Origin of the sequence: Bacteroides sp. ZJ-18 (assembly GCF_011038705.2) — a bacterium.
In the GTDB taxonomy this organism is placed as follows: Bacteria; Bacteroidota; Bacteroidia; order Bacteroidales; family Bacteroidaceae; genus Bacteroides; species Bacteroides hominis.
This window is the reverse complement of record NZ_CP072198.1, coordinates 2,541,215-2,560,817: the sequence shown is the minus strand read 5'-3', so window position 1 is coordinate 2,560,817 and position 19,603 is coordinate 2,541,215. Positions and strand designations below refer to the sequence as shown.

Annotated in this window: 14 protein-coding genes and 1 riboswitch; of the genes, 9 read left to right on the top strand and 5 right to left on the bottom strand. The window is 45.2% G+C overall.

The window, feature by feature from the left end; genetic code table 11:
• Positions 1-257: 257 nt before the first annotated feature.
• Complete coding sequence (locus tag G7Y45_RS10185) at positions 258-947, top strand: response regulator transcription factor (protein ID WP_005776359.1); 690 nt, start codon at positions 258-260, stop codon at positions 945-947.
• Between the two features lie 231 nt (positions 948-1,178).
• Positions 1,179-2,960: a cell wall metabolism sensor histidine kinase WalK gene (locus G7Y45_RS10180; protein ID WP_005776358.1), complete on the top strand. Its 1,782-nt coding sequence runs from the start codon at positions 1,179-1,181 to the stop codon at positions 2,958-2,960.
• A gap of 6 nt (positions 2,961-2,966) precedes the next feature.
• Here G7Y45_RS10180 and G7Y45_RS10175 read toward each other — a convergent pair whose 3' ends face one another.
• A complete protein-coding gene (locus tag G7Y45_RS10175) occupies positions 2,967-4,805 on the bottom strand; it encodes a DUF5724 domain-containing protein (protein ID WP_165015331.1) in 1,839 nt (612 codons plus the stop codon).
• 94 nt (positions 4,806-4,899) lie between these two features.
• Here G7Y45_RS10175 and G7Y45_RS10170 point away from each other — a divergent pair, with 94 nt between their 5' ends.
• From G7Y45_RS10170 to G7Y45_RS10150, 5 genes are all read left to right on the top strand, one after another.
• A complete protein-coding gene (locus G7Y45_RS10170) occupies positions 4,900-5,835 on the top strand; it encodes a DUF5106 domain-containing protein (RefSeq protein WP_022013024.1) in 936 nt (311 codons plus the stop codon).
• Positions 5,836-6,584: 749 nt separating this feature from the next.
• Positions 6,585-6,794: riboswitch (cobalamin riboswitch) on the top strand.
• A gap of 170 nt (positions 6,795-6,964) precedes the next feature.
• A complete protein-coding gene (locus G7Y45_RS10165; RefSeq protein ID WP_165015325.1) occupies positions 6,965-9,001 on the top strand; it encodes a TonB-dependent siderophore receptor in 2,037 nt (678 codons plus the stop codon).
• A gap of 46 nt (positions 9,002-9,047) precedes the next feature.
• Positions 9,048-11,090 carry a DUF5074 domain-containing protein gene (locus G7Y45_RS10160; protein ID WP_165015322.1) on the top strand — a complete coding sequence of 681 codons (2,043 nt, stop codon included), beginning with the start codon at positions 9,048-9,050 and terminating at the stop codon, positions 11,088-11,090.
• A gap of 35 nt (positions 11,091-11,125) precedes the next feature.
• Positions 11,126-12,490, top strand: a complete 1,365-nt coding sequence (locus G7Y45_RS10155; RefSeq protein ID WP_032540010.1) for a DUF5074 domain-containing protein — start codon at positions 11,126-11,128, stop codon at positions 12,488-12,490.
• A 66-nt stretch (positions 12,491-12,556) separates the two neighbouring features.
• The gene (locus tag G7Y45_RS10150) at positions 12,557-14,017 is read left to right on the top strand and encodes an MAC/perforin domain-containing protein (protein ID WP_165015318.1); all 1,461 of its coding nucleotides are present in this window, start codon (positions 12,557-12,559) and stop codon (positions 14,015-14,017) included.
• 153 nt (positions 14,018-14,170) lie between these two features.
• Here the strand turns inward: G7Y45_RS10150 and G7Y45_RS10145 are convergent, their stop codons facing one another.
• From G7Y45_RS10145 to G7Y45_RS10130, 4 genes are read right to left on the bottom strand one after another with little or no spacing between them, the layout of a single operon-like run.
• Positions 14,171-15,709 (bottom strand): FimB/Mfa2 family fimbrial subunit, encoded by a 1,539-nt coding sequence (locus G7Y45_RS10145; RefSeq protein ID WP_165015315.1) that lies wholly within the window; start codon positions 15,707-15,709, stop codon positions 14,171-14,173.
• Between the two features lie 25 nt (positions 15,710-15,734).
• Complete coding sequence (locus G7Y45_RS10140) at positions 15,735-16,766, bottom strand: hypothetical protein (RefSeq protein WP_165015313.1); 1,032 nt, start codon at positions 16,764-16,766, stop codon at positions 15,735-15,737.
• A gap of 26 nt (positions 16,767-16,792) precedes the next feature.
• Positions 16,793-17,878: a FimB/Mfa2 family fimbrial subunit gene (locus G7Y45_RS10135; RefSeq protein WP_165015310.1), complete on the bottom strand. Its 1,086-nt coding sequence runs from the start codon at positions 17,876-17,878 to the stop codon at positions 16,793-16,795.
• 43 nt (positions 17,879-17,921) lie between these two features.
• Positions 17,922-18,785, bottom strand: coding sequence for a FimB/Mfa2 family fimbrial subunit (locus G7Y45_RS10130; RefSeq protein ID WP_165015307.1), 864 nt, complete (start codon positions 18,783-18,785; stop codon positions 17,922-17,924).
• Between the two features lie 286 nt (positions 18,786-19,071).
• On the opposite strand from G7Y45_RS10130, the gene G7Y45_RS10125 reads away from it, so the two are divergent.
• Entirely contained in the window at positions 19,072-19,374 is a 303-nt protein-coding gene (locus tag G7Y45_RS10125) for a GNAT family N-acetyltransferase (protein ID WP_005776345.1), read from the top strand.
• A 13-nt stretch (positions 19,375-19,387) separates the two neighbouring features.
• On the top strand, positions 19,388-19,603 hold the full coding sequence (locus G7Y45_RS10120; RefSeq protein WP_005776344.1) for a (4Fe-4S)-binding protein: 216 nt from the start codon (positions 19,388-19,390) through the stop codon (positions 19,601-19,603).

The following is a 19,603-nucleotide window of genomic DNA, read 5'->3' as shown; positions in this document are numbered from 1 at the left end:
TAAAGTATCTCCGAACCTGCGGATTGTTGGTTTAAAACCAAGATGCCGTTAGTTTAAAACCAAGAGAACTTTGGTTTAAAAGGTAGGCACTGTCGGGTTTAAAACCAACCGCATCAGCCTATAGAGGCTCTCAGACGGGATAAAATGTAATCAAATCGTAATACGTGTTTCACCCCCTCGTAACAAAAAGCCTCCATCTTTGCAAAAGAAAAAGGAATAAAGTTTAACTTTGTAGCATTACATTAACAAAGAATACAATGAACGATTACCGTATTTTAGTGGTCGACGACGAAGAAGACCTCTGTGAGATTCTGAAGTTCAATCTTGAGAACGAAGGGTATGAAGTAGATACAGCCAATTCTGCCGAAGAAGCTCTGAAAATGAATATCAGCAGTTATCACCTGCTGCTATTGGACGTGATGATGGGAGAAATCTCCGGATTCAAGATGGCCAATATCCTGAAGAAAGATAAAAAGACAGCTCAGGTTCCCATCATATTCATTACTGCCAAAGATACGGAAAACGATACCGTCACGGGATTCAATCTGGGGGCAGACGACTATATATCGAAACCTTTCTCACTGCGTGAGGTCATTGCCCGCGTGAAAGCCGTGTTACGTCGTACCGCCACTTCGGATATGGAAAAGGTACCGGAACAGCTCAGTTATCAGTCACTGGTAATCGATATCACTAAAAAGAAAGTAAGCATCGATGGTGAAGAAGTGCCGCTGACCAAAAAGGAATTCGAAATCCTCTTCCTGCTGCTACAGAACAAAGGACGTGTTTTCTCGCGCGAAGACATCCTGAGCCGTATCTGGAGCGACGAAGTCTACGTACTGGACCGCACTATCGACGTCAACATCACCCGACTGAGAAAAAAGATCGGCATTTATGGTAAACGTATCGTCACCCGGTTGGGATACGGTTATTGTTTCGAAACGGAATAGAAATGAATACGATTCACCACAGAGTACACGGAGGACACAGAGTTTTAATCTCTTGTTTATTAAGATGTTTAAGAGAAAGATATTCTCTGTGTCCTCTGTGTCCTCCGTGGTGAATAAAACTCAAAAACAAATGAATAAAGAATCATCTGTTCTTTTGTCCTTATGTCTAAAAAAAAATTCCGTGTCCTCTGTGTTACTCTGTGGTGAATCCAACTTAAAAACCAAATTTGTATGAACCTACCTGTCACCCAAAAGCATTTTCTCTCTTTCAGCCGGAAGTTATTTCTTTCGGTCATCTCCCTGTTTCTGGTCTTCGCGGCTTGCTTCATGGCCTATCAGTATCAACGGGAGAAAGAGTATAAAGTAGAGTTACTGAACATACAATTGCAGGACTGCAACAACCTGCTGTACGAAAAGCTATACGACCACCCTCAGGATATGACTCCAATAATCACCGATTACCTGCGTCATAACGTACTGAAAGACTTACGCATCACCGTAGTCAATCTTGAAGGAAAAGTTCTTTTCGATAGCCAGGAGCAGAACACGGGACAGTTAGGCAACCACATCGGACGCGAAGAGATACAGAAAGCCTTGCATAACGGCATCGGTTTCGATGTTCGCCGCACCTCCGAAACCACCGGAGTCCCCTATTTCTACTCCGCTACCTTATATAAAGATTATATCATCCGCTCGGCTCTGCCCTACAGCGTCAGCCTGATCAATAACCTGAAGGCAGACCCACACTACATCTGGTTCACCGCTATCGTCACTCTGTTGCTAATGGTCATCTTCTATAAGTTCACCAACAAACTGGGTACTTCCATCAATCAACTCCGGGAGTTCGCCATGCGCGCCGACCGTAACGAGCCTATCGAAATGGCGATGCAGTCCGCCTTCCCCCACAACGAACTGGGAGAGATCTCGCAACATATCATCCAGATATACAAACGCCTCCACGAAACGAAGGAAGCACTCTACATAGAAAGAGAGAAGCTGATCACACACCTCCAGATTTCGCACGAGGGACTGGGGGTATTCAGCAAAGACAAGAAAGAGATTCTGGTAAACAACCTGTTTACGCAATACAGCAACCTGATATCGGACTCAAACCTTGAAACGGCAGAAGAGGTATTCAACATCAGCGAACTGAAAGAGATAACGGACTTCATCAACAAAGCTCCCAAACGCCCCGTCGGCAAAGAAGAGAAACGGATGTCCATCACGATCAACAAGAACGGAAAGACCTTCATTGTGGAGTGCATCATCTTCCAGGATATGAGTTTTGAAATCAGTATCAACGATGTCACTCAGGAAGAGGAGCAAATCCGTCTGAAACGGCAACTGACACAAAACATCGCCCACGAGCTGAAGACCCCGGTCAGCAGCATCCAGGGTTATCTGGAAACCATCGTCAACAACGAAAATATCCCAAGGGAAAAGATCAACGTCTTCCTTGAGCGCTGCTATGCACAAAGTAACCGCCTGAGCCGGTTGCTGCGCGACATCTCCGTGCTGACCCGCATGGACGAAGCCGCCAACATGATCGACATGGAAAAGGTGGACATCAGCGTACTGGTGACCAACATCGTGAACGAAGTGTCATTGGAGCTGGAAGAGAAGCATATCACGGTTGTCAACTCACTGAAAAAGGAGATTCAGATGCGGGGCAACTACTCATTGCTCTACTCCATCTTCCGCAACCTGATGGACAATGCCATCGCTTATGCCGGAAACAATATCCACATCCACATCAATTGTTTCCGCGAAGACGAGAACTTCTACTACTTCAGCTTTGCCGACACAGGCATAGGCGTATCGCCCGAACATCTGAACCGTCTTTTCGAACGCTTCTACCGGGTGGACAAAGGACGCTCACGCAAGTTGGGAGGTACAGGGCTTGGCCTGGCCATTGTCAAGAATGCGGTCATCATCCACGGTGGAAGCATTTCGGCCAAAAACAGCCAAGGCGGCGGACTGGAGTTTGTATTTACTTTGGCTAAAGAAAAGTAAATCCTGTCACCACACTCTGTCTTTAAACCATTTAGTGTCCAGATTCTCCAATCCGGAGTTTCCGGACAAGTTGTCTATAGCTACCTGCACAGCCTCTTTTTCGGTGGAATGGCGTCCGGACAGAGAATCACTACTTATCCAGAAAGCCTTGAGGAAGCGGAGCCGTTCAGTCACCTCCTTCTTCCGGGCTTTTCCCGTAAACGGGGCAAGCGGATAGGCACGCACCCAATCTTTGTTCCGGTTATCCATCACCAAGCCTTCCAATTGCTCTACCGTATACTTCCCGACAAGCGCATCGGTGTATTTCCGAAGTCTGCTATATACCCCGGCCGAATCCGTAATGGCCTTGGATGCCGCAAAAACCTTTTCGTAACGTTCGCGCCCCAGCGTATTGTATACCGACCAGAACCATGCCGTATCCAGCACACCCATAGAAATCTCCAAGGCCGAAAGGGTGGTGTAAGGCGTAAATCTCGACTCTTCCATATCCCGATGGTACTCCCTGGTATAAGCATAGAAGAAGTCGGCCGCAGCGGTCAGCCCTTCCCAACCGATAGCCCCTTCCGTCATCCTGAGCCAACGGGGGGAATATACAGCCATCTCAACCATGCGCTTCGGAGTAATGCCGGCACGTTCGGCAAGCATCTTCAACCATTCCGGTGTGTCCGTAGGCAGAGGGGCACAATGAAGCATCAGGTTGCAGAACATGCCGATACGGCTTTCGCTGGTATCATAGTACCACTTGTCCAGTCGTATGAACTTCTCCTTCCCCATCAGGCTCAGCAGGCGGATCATCACTTCGGCACCGAACACCCCATCCAGTTTCTGGGCCAGCGAAGTAACATCGGTACGGGCTTTCCCCCGTTCCAGTTCGATGTCCAGAATGCGTACGGTCACCTTTTCCAGCACTTTCTTAAATCCGCTGAAATCATAATCCCGGCAGTCGGTATATATCCGTCCGTCCTTTCCCTTTTTCTGATAAAAAAAGCCCGCAGCCTCCTCTATCAGCGTAGGCGAAAGCGGGCGATCCATCAGTTCGGTGATCAAGGCATCTTCGGACAGAAGTCCCATCTGGTAGGCCCTGCCGAAATCGACGGCACGAATGGGAAACTCAACTGGATAAGGCTCTACCTTATAAGAAAGGAAATTACACAAGCGGTACAACTCGTAGCGGATCTTGAAATCGGTTATAAACTCATTATCCGTCAGCAAACGTTTCGGATGTTTCAGCCAGCAATCTATCCAATAGCAATGAACCAGTACGACACGATAATCGTGAGAGGAACCATACCATTCGCGGACGCTGTACAGAAAGGTGATATTCTGGGGAGTAAGCATCGGAAGCAAATGAAGCAGGACGTAGTGTGAATACTTCAGATACACCTCCTGGTCGCGGTAATCCCACTCCAATGCCCAGAGAATCTCACTCAGTGCATAGGGATGTTCAAGGCGCTCCAATGCCTGTTCGTATGGCGCCAGAGGGATTTCTCCGTATAATTTATCAAGTAACGTACCGAAACCTTTGCGCCAGACACAAGTCCTCGAATGTGACGCCATAAGGCACATTTCCAACAGAAGTGAGTAATCACGCACTTCTTCTTCATAAAACCGTATCCATACATCGGCAAACGGATAGCACCCTATCGCTGTTGGTGAATCCGAATCATGCTTCGCACTTTCAAACTGTTCTTTGAACAAATGCACCTCCCCCCAGGGATCGCTATAGGTCAATTCACCATGAATTACGATCTGATATTGCAGTTTGTCAAAAAGATCAAATACTTCTCCTGACTGTATTCCTTTAAAGATTGCCTCTGTAGTTGGTTGTCCTTTTTTATTCTTCATGTCTGACTTGTTTGTTGTGTGTATAACGTTTTCATCACTGAGTACAAATATAGAATAAAAATACTATCTTTGTCCCATATCAAAACAAAAGATTATGATAAGCAATGTAAAATACCTTTCATTTATACTGTTATTGGTGCTTACTGCCTGTAAAAGCGGCCCCGCGGCCAGCCAGGAGCAGAACGGAAAGCAAGATACGGTTAAAGTTTTCAATTTACCCGACATACCCGTAGTGCTGAACACGGTGTCGCAACGGGCAGATTATATGGTAAAGCACTATTGGGATCGCTTTGACTTTACAGACACCACCTACGTCAGTCAGATCGACGTTGCCGAACAGGCTTGGGTGGATTATTGCGATTTGTTGGAACATGTGCCCTTGTCCGACGCGCAAACTGCCATAAAAGAGACGATCGGCCGGGCCGGGAAAAACAAAAAGATGCTGGACTTCTTTGCGGAACTGGCCGATAAATACCTCTACGACCCTAACTCGCCTATGCGTAACGAGGAGCTTTACATCCCCGTGCTGGAAGCTCTGACAGCCTCCCCCATGCTGAATGAAACGGAAAAGATACGTCCGCAGGCGCGGCTGGAACTGGCACAAAAGAACCGGTTGGGCACAAAAGCCCTCAACTTCACCTATACACTGGATTCGGGTGCAAAGGGTACGCTTTATCAGTTCCCGGCGGAATACACGTTACTGTTTATCAACAATCCCGGCTGCCACGCTTGCTCTGAGATGATAGAAGGGCTAAAGAGTTCTCCGGTCATCAACGGGTTCATAGCCGACAAGAAGCTGAAGGTGCTGTCTCTCTATCCGGATGAAGAACTGGATGAATGGAAAAAGCACCGGAGCGATTTCGCGAAAGAATGGACCAACGGATACGATAAGGAGCTGGTCATCAAAAACAAAAACCTGTATGACCTGAGGGCTATTCCCACCCTCTACTTACTGGACAAGAACAAAACCGTATTGTTGAAAGACGCCACCCTGCAAAAGGTAGAGCAATATCTGGCAGAGCGCGGTTAAGAAAAACATACCGGAACGGAGCATTTGCCCCAAAGATGCGAAGAAGGTCGGATTATCATTTTGACAGAATGATAATCCGACCTCTCTATTTTCCATTCTTTCGGCCCGACGCACGATACGCCTCTCAAAAACGTCTCCAATTCGATTTACCGATTATCTCTTTGCCCGTAATTTCCTACTTTTGTTTACCGAAAGAAAGAGACCGGAAAGTGTTCCGCCCATAAAGCAGGTTTTAACCTTGAAACCATCTCTTTCCGACACTTCCGGAACGATCATATCGGGTGAGCAACCGGAGCAAAATCCGGAGCTATAAGCCCCGGTTTTCATAACAACATATGTAATGGAGCATAACATATAGAGATATTTGAAAAAGAAGTAAGCATTTTCGGAAAATGCTTACTTCTTTCGGGGCAAATGTAACCGTCTTTTGGAGTGAATGCTTACTGCTTTTCCGCAAAACCCCGGCTCTAATCCACCCAAAGCCCGGCTTTCGGAACAGAAAAGACCGGCTTTCCCCTTGTTTTCCCTCCGGTTCATCCGTTTTAAAGAAAGAGTGTGTCAGTCAAAAGGCTGATTAACCATCATTCTGCCATCATAACCCTCCGGAATCAAGATAAATGGCATCGCCTATCTAAGTCATTCCGATGTGCCGTCTGACGTTATCCGGACGACCTGTCCGATGTTGCTCCGTCCGTTCCGCAATGCATAACGAATAATCACAAATTATTATGCTATTTCTAATATTCTTTTTATCTTTGCAGTGCATTGGTTTGTATTCTCCGTGTACCGGGGATACAATTAAAAGGGAATCAGGTGCAAATCCTGAACAGTCCCGCTGCTGTAAGTTTCACATCAGATTGTTGTAAGCAACCACCACTTGCCACTGGGAAACGTTTTCCTGGGAAGGCGCTTATCAACAGAAACGAGTCAGAAGACCTGCCTGTGCATCTATTTCATTGCTTTCGAGGAAAAAGCGTTGAGTCTAATGAGCCGGAATTATTCCATCCGTCATTTCATTCATCACTCTGATTCAGAGAAAGTAAGTTATGATAATAAACTCTGCCAAGTTTATTTAGTATGTCCGGCCGAAGTGACTTCGTCCGGACATTTTAACAGTAAAAAAACGAAGATGAATATATTTAGATTGCCTAAGCTACTACACGCCTGTGTTGCTTTCTGTTGCTGCCAGGGGCTTACCGTTTCACTTTTCGCCCAACAGCAGAAAGTAGATACCGCCCGTATTTATTCAATCCCCGAAGTAACCGTTGCCGAAGCTTACCACACCCGCGAAGTAAGAGCGATGGCTCCCACCCAAGTGTTCTCTAAAGAAGAACTCAAAAGCCTCAACGTATTGCAAGTATCGGATGCCGTGAAGCACTTTGCCGGAGTTACGGTGAAAGACTACGGCGGCATTGGCGGACTGAAAACCGTTTCATTGCGAAGCCTCGGAGCCGAGCATACCGCCGTGGGATATGACGGAATAACAATCAGTGACTGCCAGACGGGGCAGATCGACATCGGACGCTTCTCACTGGACAATGTAGACCGTCTCTCGCTCAGCAACGGACAGAGTGATAATATCTTTCAGCCCGCAAGGTTTTTCGCTTCCGCCGGGATACTGAACATACAGACGCTGACACCGCAATTCAAAGACAACCGGCGTACCAACCTGAGCGCCTCGTTCAAAACGGGTTCGTGGGGACTGGTCAATCCGTCTCTCCTGATCGAACAGAAACTGAACCGGAAATGGGTACTCTCCGCCAACGGCGAGTGGATGTCGGCTGACGGGCACTACCCTTTCACATTGCATTATGGCGAAAACAATGACCTGAGCTCGCGCGAGAAACGGAAAAACACGGAAGTGAAAAACCTCCGTGCCGAAGCGGGATTGTTCGGCAACTTTTCGGATACGGAACAATGGCGGCTGAAAGCCTACTATTATCAGTCGTCCCGCGGACTGCCCAATGCCACCACTTATTATTACGACTACTCTTCACAGCACCTCTGGGACAAGAATGTCTTCGTGCAAAGCCAATATAAGAAGGAGTTCAACCGCCAATGGGTTTTCCAGACTTCGGCTAAGTGGAACTGGAGCTATCAACGTTACCTCGATCCTGATTATAAAGGTTCGGAAGGCAAAACGGAAAACAGTTATTATCAACAAGAGTATTACCTCTCGGCTTCGGCGCTCTACCGGGTGCTCAGCAACCTCTCATTTTCACTCTCGACGGACGGGAGCATCAACCGGCTGAACGCGAACCTGAAAGATTTCGCGTATCCTACCCGCTATTCGTGGTTGACGGCCTTTGCCGGAAAATACGTCAACGACTGGTTGACCGCTTCGGCCTCGGTACTGGCAACGGTCATCAACGAGGAGGTGCGCCAAGGCAGCGCCGCAGCCAACCGACGGAAACTCTCTCCGTACGTCAGCGCGTCGTTCAAGCCCTTTGCCGGCGAAGAGTTCCGCATCCGCCTGTTCTATAAAGACATCTTCCGGTTGCCCAGCTTCAACGACCTGTACTACGGACAGGTGGGCAACACGAACCTGAAACCGGAAAGCACGACGCAATACAACTTAGGACTGACATACAGCCGGTCGATCTGTGAACTGATTCCCTATGTATCCGTCACGGCAGATGCTTATTATAATAAGGTGAAAGACAAAATCATAGCCATACCCACCAAGAACCTCTTTATATGGAGCATGGTGAACCTCGGCAAAGTGGACATCAAAGGAATCGACGTTGCCGGAAACATCAGTCTGCAACCCTGGGAGAAACTACGGGTGAACCTTTCGGGGAACTACACTTACCAGCGCGCATTGGATATGACCGAACCGGGAGGAAAAACCTACAAGCAACAAATCGCTTATACACCCCGCGTATCCGGATCGGGACAAGCCGGTATCGAGACTCCGTGGGTGAACCTCTCCTACTCGTTCCTCTTTTCGGGCAAGCGCTATATGCTGGGGCAGAACCTCCGCGAAAACCGGCTGGACAGTTACAGCGACCATAGTATATCCGTCAGCCGCGATCAGCGCATCCGTAATGTAAACACATCCCTGACAGTGGAAGTGCTGAACCTACTGGACAAGAATTACGAGATAGTAAAAAACTTCCCCATGCCGGGACGCTCAGTGAGAGTGACGATGAAAGTAAGATACTAAAGATACTTCAGACATTGAATCAGTAATTATCAAAAGAAACAGCAATATGAAAACAATTTCATTCAATAACGGCAGAAGCAATTCCTCCTCCCTCTTTCGGAGAGGTATGGGAGGCGTGTCCTTCTTTTTCCTCCTCTTCCTGCTTCTCTTCGCCTCGTGCGATGACTTGGAAGACACGGATACTCCTTCGGGCGGTGGCGACGGTATGCCTGTCGAAACCGGAACAGCCGAACTCTACATTCTCAGCGAAGGGCTCTTCAACCTGAACAACAGTTCGCTCGCTTTGTATTCCTTCAAGAACAATCAGCTGAATACCGACTACTTCCGCAGCATCAACCGGCGCGGACTGGGAGATACAGCCAACGATATGGCCATCTATGGCAGCAAACTCTATATCGTAGTCAATGTATCGAGCCAGATAGAAGTAGTCGACTTGCAAAGCGGAAAGTCTGTCAAACAGATACCGATGTTATCGGAGAACGGCAGTTCGCGGCAACCCCGCAACATCGCCTTCGAGGGAGGAAAAGCATACGTATGCTCCTTTGACGGAACCGTTGCGCGGATAGATACCGCTTCCCTCTCTATCGATGCACTGACCCGGGCAGGCAGGAATCCCGACGGCATTTGTGTGCAGAACGGGAAGTTGTATGTCTCCAACTCCGGAGGGCTGGACTGGGAAGGCATCGGGGTAGACCGTACGGTCTCTGTGATCGACATCCCTTCTTTTACCGAAATCAAGAAGATAGAAGTAGGTCCTAATCCGGGAAAGATACAGGCCGGACCGGACGGAAACATCTATGTAGCCACGCACGGCGAGAATATCGAAGCGGGGGACTATCACTTCGTGCAAATAGACGGTCATACCGATCAAGTGGTACGGACCTTCGACGAAAAGGTGTTGAGTTTCACCATCCACGACAACATGGCCTATTTATACAATTATGATTACCGGACTCAGGACTCGCAAATAAAAGTGTTCAACCTGAAAACCGGAAAGACGGAACGGGAAAACTTCATCACGGACGGCACCACGATACGTACTCCTTACAGCATCAGTGTCAACCCTTACAGCGGAAACATCTACATCACCGACGCTTACGACTACAAGGTGAAAGGTGATGTGCTCTGCTTCAGCCCGCAGGGACAACTTATATTTAAGCTGCCCAATGTGGGAATCAACTCCAATACCGTCCTGTTCCGGAACAAAGCCTCGCAAGGCAATCCCGACGAAAATCCCGCAGACCCGGAAGCAGGTGCCTTCGCCAATAAAGTATTGGAGTATAATCCGGCGCCATCACAATATATGAATACCTCTTATACAGCTTACGAAGAGGGATTCACCGACGTTCAAGTATTGGCACGCGCCACCGAACTGCTGCAGGACCGCACCACCTGCCTCTTCACTCTCGGAGGATTCGGGGGCAACATTACCGTGGGATTCGACCATACCATCCCCAACGTCCCCGGTGAATATGACTTCAAGATATACGGCAACGCCTATTATGATATGTATGGCACGCTGCTGGATAAACCCGGAGGAAACTCCGAACCGGGAATCGTACTCGTATCCAAAGACACGAATGGCAACGGACAGCCGGATGATGAGTGGTACGAATTGGCTGGAAGCGAATATAACTCGCCTGCCACCATCCGCAACTACGAAATTACTTACTACCGTCCCACTCCGGCAGACGGGGATGTGAAGTGGAAAGACAATCAAGGCAAAGAGGGATATATCTACCGGAACACGTATCACACCCAGGGTTCTTATTATCCGGCATGGATGCCGGACCAAATCACATTCCGGGGAAGTCGCCTGGCGGACAACTCCATCAACGAGCCGCGTCCGGGCATGCCCGAGCATTGGGTAGGCTACTGTTATGCCTGGGGATATGCCGACAACCACCCGAACAATACGGAGTATTCTCAATTCAAGATAGACTGGGCGGTAGATAAAGACGGCAAGCCGGTTCATCTGGACGGTATCGACTTCGTGAAGATTTATACAGCCGTCAACCAGAACTGCGGCTGGCTGGGTGAAGCCTCTACGGAGATACAGGCGGTGGAAGATTTACACTACAAGAAATAATTATCTCACTTATTTATATATTTAATTTTTGTAACATGAAAAAAGTAAATGCTTTAATTACTAAAATGTGCTTTATTGCACTTTGTGCTTTACCAATAATCATCTCTTCATGTAATGACGATGATGATAAATATTATTATCCTACGAATTTCGAAAATCTGAGTCTTCCCAATGACACTATCATTGCTAAAGGTGAAGATTTAACTTTAAAGCCTACCCTAAACCTAATTAACCCTAAAATCTATTCTTGGAAAGTAGATGGTAAAGAGGTATCCAATGAGGTTAACTACACTTTCAGCACTTCGGTTGGAGGAAAACACGAGATCATTTTCGAAGCACAAGACTCTAAAGGGAACACGGATAAAGCCCAGATAACAGTAGATGTTTTCGCATATTACGGTGGTTTCTATGTGATTAACGAAGGATCTATGGGGCATTCAGCTTCTGTCAATTATTATAAAGATGGAAAATGGAACCTTAACATTGTTGAATCACTTGGCCAAACAGGAACTGTTGGAGTCATTCAAGATTCATACATGTATATCGTAGCTAAAGATGCTCCATATCTAACCCAAATCGAGCTGGCTAACTTCAATATCACCAAACAATTAAGTACAGAAATAGAAGAACAATTAGACTACGGACAAGCGAGCAGTTTCTGCACGATTAATGAAACTACAGGTATATTGACCGCAAGCAGAGGTGCCTATAAAATTAATTTAAATCCATTATCTATCGGCAATATGCTCCCACAACTCAATAGCGAGTCAGCCAACGGGAACGGTTGTAAAGACATCTTAAAGTCAGGCGATTATGTATTCGTAAATAATATGGATACAATAAAGATCTACAAAGCTTCCGACCTCTCTTTCGTAAAAAAACTAACCGCTTTAATGAAAACAGGATTCGCGCAGACAAAAGATGGAAATATCTGGGCCGCCAACGGCCAATCGTTAATAAAAATCAATCCTAAAACGTTGGACGAAGTCACTGTTGAGTTACCTGATAATATAAATGTGTTTTATAATCAATGGGCATATACTCCTACAGGATTATGTGCATCTACAACTGAAAATGCATTGTATATAGTTAATACTACTGCCGTGCCAGGTGCTTATGGCGATAGTTACTACGGAAAAAACATATACAAATACAACACGGAAAGCAAGATTGCTCAAGAATTTTTCAAAGCCCCTTCCAAAGACAGATCAATATATGGTGCAGGAATACAAGTGAATCCTCAAAATGGAGATGTCTATCTTATTTACACTGAGGATGGCTATGGTACGCATTATTTAAATACTAATATTTATGTAGCTGATGGTCAATCCGGAACACAAAAGCAAATAATTGACTATACAGGTAAATATTGGTTTCCTTCAAGCATAGTTTTTAAATAATTAATACAAATATAATCGAGTGTTTTTAAATAAACACTCGATTATTCAACCTAAACAATATTCATTATGAAAAAAATCACTTATCTTTTGTCAACTCTGCTCATTGTATCTTGTACTGACAATGGACTTATTGACACTGAACAATTAGAAAACATTCAACCAAGCACCAGAGCCGTTGGAGATGGTAAATACGATGCATTAGGTTATGGTTATAACTGTTTTTATGCAGATTTTAGTGACCCTTTATACGTGCAAGGTAAAGTAATAGATATAGAAAGACTGGAAGAAGGCAGAGGGCGAGATCAAATAACTAAAGATGAACTATCTTTTACACCGGCAAAAATAAATGAAGCGATATTACATGGACGCGCGCAGTCGAGAATTGCATATGGCACATCAATTGACAAATTAACAAAGAAGCTCAATGTTAATGTAAAAACTAAAATAGGAACTAAAATACTAAAAGTTTTTTCTCTTGATTTAGAGGCAACAATTAATCAAAATAGTACTAGCAATAATTTAAACTCCTTCTATAAAGTTGATGCCTTAAAAACAACCAGAAGACTGATCCTTCCATATACCTCGCCATCAAGACTAAAATATTTTCTGTCAGATGAGTTCCTTGCAGATTTAAAAGAACTATCGGGACAAGAAATTATCCAAAAATATGGTACACATGTTATGACGGATATATTATTAGGTGGTAATTTCTCAGCTTTCTACACAGGCAAATATGAAAGTACTGACCAATTCAATGAACAGGAATTTAAAGCAAAATCGAACTTTTTGCTTTCATCAGTTAAAGCTGGTACGAAGTATGATAGGACGCTATTTAAAAGTTTCAAACAAGTCAATGTATATATAAAGACACAAGGTGGTACTGTTAATTCAAGCGCCATTATTAGTCAAAGTTCAGATGGTGTCTTAGATAACGTATCTATAGATTACACAGGATGGATAAATAGTGTAAGCCAAAATTCAGAGTCTTTAATTGGAATTGGAAATCCAGATTCACAAATGTACTTATTAAGTGATTTCATTGAGGATCCAATTGCAAGAATTGATATTGAAGCAGCTCTATTATCATTACCTGCCCAGGAGATTGTTCTAAGTTCAAGAAAAAATAATGTAATTAACTCCACAGCAATATTAACTGTTATGGATGTGAGTAATAAAGAAGTGAAACGCCCCGAACTATATCCCATACAGGGTGGTTCTATTAGTAGGGGACTTATAAAATTCATCAAAAGTAAAGGTTATTATAGAATCCAATCTATGGTAGATAGAAATAATGAATATTATTTAGACTCATCTGGAAACTACTCAGTATTTAAAAACGATAATAGCCAATTATGGCAAGTATGCGCTCCTGAAAATAACGCATCCGACTTTATGCTAAAAAACATAAGTACAGGCTTGTATCTTTCATCTTATGATTTAAAATTTTACGAAAAGCCACAAGTCGAAAAAGAGCCAAACTTTTGTTGGCATATCGGCTATTCTAATGTATATGGTAATGACTTCTAGCCAATACCAATATTTTTTTCTCCAATGATATTCAATTATATTAATTATAAATAAAAACTGAATATTCATAAAAACGGAGGAATTAATGCTATAATCTCTAAACTAAAAAGGGGGCAGCCGTACTATAGTAAGTGGCCGTACCCCTTTTATTTTTTAATACTGCACCGGTGGTGTGCTCCAGCTACCGGACAGCGTCAGGTTATCGGTTCCAAGCAAAGGAAGATTCACCGGAACGGTAACCGTTATATTGCCAATCAATAATTTAACGGTTCCATTCAACACGGGACCGAGTAAGGGGATTCCTCCCAATATACCATCCAGGTTAGCAATATTCTTCAACTGTACAGAGAGTGTCAGCGAATGGTTTCCGTCGTTCTGCTGTGCATACGATTTCAGCCCCAGGCTGACAAACGAATAGTTCGAACGATACCTGTAATTCGTATTGACTGTTGCCTGTATCGGATCTGTGATATTCACAAATACTCCATTCAGCAACAACGGACCGTCAATCACATCGTCCACCAACAATCCGGAGATCAGTCCGGGTTTGGCAACATGAATCTCCCGTACGTCATAAAGGCCATGAAAACCTCTGATCAGAATATCCTTCTCACTATTCGTCGTACCGGGTGTAGGTGTGAATCCGTACCGGAAACGATGATTACCCGTATAGAAATCCTTCACATTCAGGTCTAAGTCCACAGTCTTAGGGAAATTGTTTATGGTCACTAAAGCATAAGCAGCATCACTGCCCCTCCAGGGATTCAGTAAATCGCCCAATGCTCCCAATGCACCATTCTGCGTAGCATTACCGGAGAGAGTCAGCCCTATCTGATTGACCAACCCTTGCAAAAGTTGTGCATACAGTACATCCACGACCGGTTCGACCAATGCCGCCACCACCAGATTGACTGCGGCATCGAGTCCGCCAACAACATCATAGACAATATTACCAACCACTCCCAAGTCCATTGCCGTTTTCAGTAACCCTGGCAAAACGCCTTGTACCGTCGTCCGGATTATATTCCTATATCCTATTTGCGTCACAATATTGTTGGTCAGAGAATTCAAAGCGGTTTGTGCATCCACAAACACTCTTCGCAAATTCAGCATACTGATAATGCGCTGCAACAGTACATAAGGTTGGGCAGAGGTATCCGAGAAAGATACATTGGCCAGATAAAATTCCGAAGTGTCGGTAAACTCCGCACCGGGTAACACGATCCGGGCATTCGCACGTGTTGTCTGGTAATTCGTCAACACATCCGCATAGTTGGTTCCACCGCCCGAAACGGGAATCGGGAACTGTGTTTTCTCTACATTGGCCAGAAATACAGCTGTATACTGTCCTTTCGGAAGCGTATCTTTCAAGGCAGCCATCGGCCAGGAAGGAGCAGCATCCGTAGTCTTCAGCACCACCTTTTCTTTCACAAACTCACCTGTCGACTTATAAATGACGTAACGCAGGTGGCGAACCCGTGAATCGATCCCCGTGACGGGTGTACGGGTATCCCCTCCTCCGTATCCGGCAGAGAAGGTTACTTCAAAATATCCGTCGGGCAAGTCCGAAGGCTCACCTTCCGGAGGAAGTTGCCCGAGGTCTTCACCGGGCACTTCGACCAGTTCTTTCTCACATCCCGTCAGGAAGAGAGAAAGAAAAAGGCTTATCATTATTATCACTTTCGTTTTCATCTCCGGTTCTTTTTGCTTTCAGTTTCTATTGAAGGCCATCCCAGGCATTGTCATCCAAGTTGATGTTTCCTGCCAAAGTGAAACCTATATTGATATTCGCATAACTTCCGGTCACTTTCACCCAATGATTAGGAGTAAAAATAATCCGGTTTCCCGAAACCACACCGGGAGTATCCGACAGTTTCACCGTATAACGTTCGGTGAAGAGTCCATAAGAAGACACATCCAGATAGAACAGAGTCTTTCTACTGTCCGGAATAGCCAGCAGAAACTGGTTGAAACTGGCTTTCCCCGAAACCGGTGCCTGAGTAGCCAATGTTTTTATACCGCTGTCACCGGCTGTTTGCCATGCCAGTGCCGTCCCATCCGTTGCACGGGTAGCCGTCACAAGTTGCTCGGCTATCAATGTCATAGAGTTGACATATGCGGGAATATTGGTCACTTCGAGCGTTAAACCACTAACCAGCCTTTTCAGTGTACCTGTCACATAATTGATTTGCGAAGGTTTAAAAACAGGACCAACCAACGTTGTACCCTGGTAACCGTTTCCGAAACACGAAAAGAACTCCGGAACTACCGTCGGATTGACCGGTTGCAAATACAAATTAGCCAACGTAGCCGGATTACCAGTCGAACCGATATTAAACCGCTTCGTTGCACCTCCGCCACTGGCAAAATCATAATCACTCCGATTATATCCGATCACCAACAACTGATAGGTAGAGGCTGCTGAAAGATTAAGCATCGTGACTACTGCCGGAAACGAATTGACATCCAATTGTCGGGCTGCGCTATATTCCGGAACGAAATTAGCTGCATCGTTTGGCAATGCTTCATCCGTTTTCCGAAACGGCAGAATCAGTATCCTGTTGACAGAGAGAGCTGCATCTCCCGGCGCACGACTCATGACCCCGTCCCGCTTTATTTCAAAACGGACCGGAACCCCTTCTTCCAAGGGGAGTTCGGCAACATCATCCGTTGAGCAGCTACCCAACAAGAGCGTTGCCAGAAATCCCGTCAGAAGGATAGTTATATAGCCTGCCTTTCTCATAGCCATACCATGATTCTGTTTTTGAGTTACTTTTACTGAATTACCAGGTTATGTATCAATTCCCATGCCGGACTGATAGTGATCACAATATTCTGATCGGTCAGCAAATCTACCGGAGCATCATCATCACCCGGGTTACCCGGTGTTCCGCCATCCACACTACCCGTAGCACCTTTCACACCTAATGCATAAAAATGATTTGCCATCAGATTAAACTGTGTTGCTCCCGAACTATTAGTGTCGCTCACGGTCCACTCTTTTATAGCGGTACCACTCGCATCATAAAGTCCTAAAGTCATGCTCACGCCACTAACCGGCATATAGAACGAACCTCCCAATTGTGAATTAGGCACTTTCACCACTCCCTGCCCGGACAAATCGTTGCCCACATACACGCCGTTGGAAACAGCCTGGCCGGAAAGATCCATATCTATTATATTATAAGGAGTAGCGGCAGTATTGATACCTACACCATTAGTCAGATTCACCTGCTGATTGGAGTTGCTGACTTTCAGACGCAAATACTTCACAGTGGTTCCGTTAAGCACTTGAGGAACATTCTTGAAGTATCCCAGTACACCAGCCACCTTACGGGTCATCTCAATGCTGACACGAGTTCCGCCCTGAGCCATTACTTCCGCATCGGCCGAACCAGCAAAGATTTCCGATTCATCGCCCGAATTCACGATAGTAGCAAGCATATCCGTATAATTGGTATTACTGGAAGTCGGCGTAGTCACAGAGAAGCGGTCACTTGCGTCACGCCCTACAGCCAAAAACTTATATACCCCTGCAGGAAGCTTGTCAGCATCGGGAACGGCAAAACGTTTGAAAGTAGTACCATCGGTCCAGCCGGTGATATCATAGGTCTTTTGATGCAGATAAGTCGAACCGTTCTGCATAAAAGCATAAACACTGACGCGAGTGACATGCTGTGTAGCCTCCTGGCTATACACCGGCATTCGGGTTCCAATCCCATCTGTCAGACCATTAACCGCGGACAGTTCAAATGTAATCCCACTATTTTCAGGATTCACTTCAGACGAAGGATCATCTTCGCTGGAACAAGCAGCAAATACAAAGAGGCTTGCTGCCACCAGAAACATTAATTTTTTCATAATAGCAAAGTTTAGTTTAAATAAATAGATAAGGAAAAAGAGATCAGTAGATATCCAGGCGATGTATCGTGAGCCATTCCCCACGGATAAACATCTTGATTTCCCAGATTCCTTCTGATGTATTGTAGTCTATAGAGACAGCGGTTATTTCATTGCGCCGCATGTCCACTTCCATTTCGGGCAATTTCAAATAAGGAGATTCAGAAGCTCTTGTATCGGTGGCATAGAAAGTTAAAGCTAACTTTGAATGTCCATCTACCGAAGAGGGTGCAAGCAATGTCTCCAACATATTGGTAAATGGCACACTTTTGTCAACCTGCGTGCTTCCGCTATAATTGAGATCGGCATCCACCGACTGATAAACGTGGTTTACATGTTGTTCTATCCGACTTATTTCAGCCGGGAAATTGGAACAGAGTAACAACAGCTTTCCCTTGGTACGTTCCAATGTCAATTCTTCTGTCTGATATTCGGGAGAGAAATGCAAGACACGGGTCGCCACATAAATATCCGTATGCTCCTTCCCGTCCTGATGCAAAATGCCGGCGGGGTAATCAGTAGTCAGGTTCCCCCAAACAGCCAATTTATAATCACCATCGGGTATTCCGGCGAAAGAAATAGTATACTCCTTATCTTCACCGTTGATTTGATCAATCTCCGACTCTCTTTTCAATGCTCCGGTAGAAGCGTCGTACAGAGCATAATAAATAGTTCCCGTATAGGTGCGGAAAGGCTGATTCTCGTCTACGCTGCCCAGTTGCGGAAACTGCGATATATTCAAATAGTTCTTGTCCTTAACAGATACCCGAACCGAGTAAGGTTGTTCTACCGGACATTCGTCTCCGCAAGAGGAAGCAAGTACTATGCCAACTACCATGCAGAAGATCTGTATTACTCTTCCATTCATAATCTCTAAAGTTTAAATATAAAACAATTCGTTCATTCACTCAGAAATCAGTATCCCAAATCAAGATACTCCCATATGGTAGTTTTGCAGGCGGAGCGCTGTTGCCCCGCATTTGTCCAATATCAACAGAAAGAGTATGCATTTGTTTTGCCACGAATCATTATTATCTGTTAAAATTATGACCGGTATACAATTGTTTAAACGATTCATAAACAGGCAATCGGAGGAAACAAAATATCACCTTCAAATGTTGTAGAATCAAACAACTTTTAAAAGAAAAATGATTATGGCTGAAAATTATGAACTGATAGACAATGAAGAAAAACATCAATATGAATTCCATATTGAAAGTTATACTCCCCGAATAGAATACATCAAATCCTCGAATGGTGAAATCTACCTCACGCACACCGAAGTCCCTGCCGCTTTAGGGGGACACGGAATAGGTTCTCAGCTCGCAGAAAAAGTCCTTACCGACATTGAGCGGCAAGGTCTGCGCTTGGTTCCTCTTTGTCCGTTCGTTGCGGGATACATACATAAGCATCCGGAATGGAAACGCATTGTACTTCGTGGTGTTCACATTCAATAATATAAAAACAGTTATGGGAAAACAAATAGAATACAGCAATGGCGAACTGACCATTGTATGGCAGCCGGAGCTTTGCCGGCATGCCGGAATCTGCGTGAAGACATTGCCCAATGTGTATCACCCTAAAGAACGTCCGTGGATAAAGATGGAAAATGCTACTACCGAAGAACTGATTGCTCAAATCAAGAAGTGTCCATCGGGGGCTCTAAGTTATAAACTAAAGAAATAA

Excerpts from the sequence above, each read along its gene's own strand:
- G7Y45_RS10185 (WP_005776359.1), top strand. The coding sequence starts at position 258 with ATGAACGATTACCGTATTTTAGTGGTCGACGACGAAGAAGACCTCTGT.
- G7Y45_RS10180 (WP_005776358.1), top strand. The coding sequence starts at position 1,179 with ATGAACCTACCTGTCACCCAAAAGCATTTTCTCTCTTTCAGCCGGAAG.
- G7Y45_RS10175 (WP_165015331.1), bottom strand. The coding sequence starts at position 4,805 with ATGAAGAATAAAAAAGGACAACCAACTACAGAGGCAATCTTTAAAGGA.
- G7Y45_RS10170 (WP_022013024.1), top strand. The coding sequence starts at position 4,900 with ATGATAAGCAATGTAAAATACCTTTCATTTATACTGTTATTGGTGCTT.
- G7Y45_RS10165 (WP_165015325.1), top strand. The coding sequence starts at position 6,965 with ATGAATATATTTAGATTGCCTAAGCTACTACACGCCTGTGTTGCTTTC.
- G7Y45_RS10160 (WP_165015322.1), top strand. The coding sequence starts at position 9,048 with ATGAAAACAATTTCATTCAATAACGGCAGAAGCAATTCCTCCTCCCTC.
- G7Y45_RS10155 (WP_032540010.1), top strand. The coding sequence starts at position 11,126 with ATGAAAAAAGTAAATGCTTTAATTACTAAAATGTGCTTTATTGCACTT.
- G7Y45_RS10150 (WP_165015318.1), top strand. The coding sequence starts at position 12,557 with ATGAAAAAAATCACTTATCTTTTGTCAACTCTGCTCATTGTATCTTGT.
- G7Y45_RS10145 (WP_165015315.1), bottom strand. The coding sequence starts at position 15,709 with ATGAAAACGAAAGTGATAATAATGATAAGCCTTTTTCTTTCTCTCTTC.
- G7Y45_RS10140 (WP_165015313.1), bottom strand. The coding sequence starts at position 16,766 with ATGGCTATGAGAAAGGCAGGCTATATAACTATCCTTCTGACGGGATTT.
- G7Y45_RS10135 (WP_165015310.1), bottom strand. The coding sequence starts at position 17,878 with ATGAAAAAATTAATGTTTCTGGTGGCAGCAAGCCTCTTTGTATTTGCT.
- G7Y45_RS10130 (WP_165015307.1), bottom strand. The coding sequence starts at position 18,785 with ATGAATGGAAGAGTAATACAGATCTTCTGCATGGTAGTTGGCATAGTA.
- G7Y45_RS10125 (WP_005776345.1), top strand. The coding sequence starts at position 19,072 with ATGGCTGAAAATTATGAACTGATAGACAATGAAGAAAAACATCAATAT.
- G7Y45_RS10120 (WP_005776344.1), top strand. The coding sequence starts at position 19,388 with ATGGGAAAACAAATAGAATACAGCAATGGCGAACTGACCATTGTATGG.